Source organism: Bartonella sp. SD1336NMGDW, assembly GCF_042193565.1.
Lineage (GTDB): Bacteria > Pseudomonadota > Alphaproteobacteria > Rhizobiales > Rhizobiaceae > Bartonella > Bartonella grahamii.
On record NZ_JBHILW010000066.1, the window covers coordinates 1 to 1,249 of the forward strand.

General features: G+C 43.4%; 1 protein-coding gene. It reads left to right on the plus strand.

Annotated elements, in window-relative coordinates; genetic code table 11:
• Nucleotides 1–3 precede the first annotated feature (3 nt).
• Nucleotides 4–1,080, plus strand: coding sequence for a major capsid protein (locus ACFIKH_RS09105; protein WP_375671531.1), 1,077 nt, complete (start codon nucleotides 4–6; stop codon nucleotides 1,078–1,080).
• Nucleotides 1,081–1,249: the final 169 nt, after the last annotated feature.

The window sequence follows — 1,249 nt, forward strand, 5'->3', positions numbered from 1 at the left end:
CACATGGATATGAACTTTTTTAAACATGATGCTTTCTCAAGCATCACAATGATGAAAGCCATCGAAAACTATGAGTTTCAACCGGGGCTTATTAGTTCTCTTGATCTTTTTGAGGAAGTGGAAACAAGCACCACAGTGGTTGGTATTGAACGGCGTGATAATACATTTTCGCTTATTCAAACCAGTGAACGCGGGGCACCTTTGGCAGAAGGTGATAGAGAGGGTCGTAATCTTCGGTTTTTCAAAACAACACGGATTGCCAAAAGTGATACGGTGAAATCAGAAGAAATCCAAAACCGGCGTGAATTTGGCGCAGAAGATCAGTTAGAGACAGCAATGAAATATATTGCCAAAAAACAAAAGAAACTGATTTCTGAAATTGAATTGACATGGGAGAATATGCAACTCGGCGCCGTTCAAGGCGTTGTTCTTGATGCTGATGGCTCCGTGATTGTCGATTGGTACAAAGAATGGGAAATCACACCACCAAAGCCCATTGACTTTAAACTGAATAATGAGACAACCAATGTTGCTGACCATGTTGACCAAGTCATTATGAGGATGATTGAGGCTTCAAAAGGAGCATTTTCTGATCGTTCACGGATTATTGGGCTTTGTGGAAATGAATTCTTTTCCAAGTTGAAAAACCATAAAACAATTCGTGAAACTTATCTCAACACAGCCTTAGCACAAACACTTAATAGCGCCGGAGGTATTGCAACACCAAGCGCTCTTGGCTCGGGCAGCTTTGGCAGTTTTGACTTTGCAGGTGTCACTTTCATTAATTACCGGAGTATTCACAACTATAATGTGAGTGCGAAGGCTGGAACAAAGCGCGCCATAGGCATTAAGCCTGATGAATGTCAATTCTTTCCTGTTGATGCGCCTGGTGTCTTCCAAAAAACCTTTGCTCCTGGTGAAAGCTTGGATTTTGCCAACACCGTTGGAAAGCCTCTCTACACCATGTTGATCATTGATCACGACCGTAATGCATGGGTAAAACCGGAGGTCTACAGCTATCCGCTTTACATTTGCACACGCCCTGAAATGCTGTTTAAAGCCGTGATTGGAGCGAAATAACATGCGATGGCACGGGCTGCTAAACCAAATGGTTAAAGATGTGCGCAACACTTTTGGGCAGCCCATCATCTACACGCGAAAGGACAATCAGCAATCTTTTCGGATTACAGCGATTTACGGCATTAAGCATTCAGAATCGGACGCCGGTGGCAGAATCCCCACCACAATT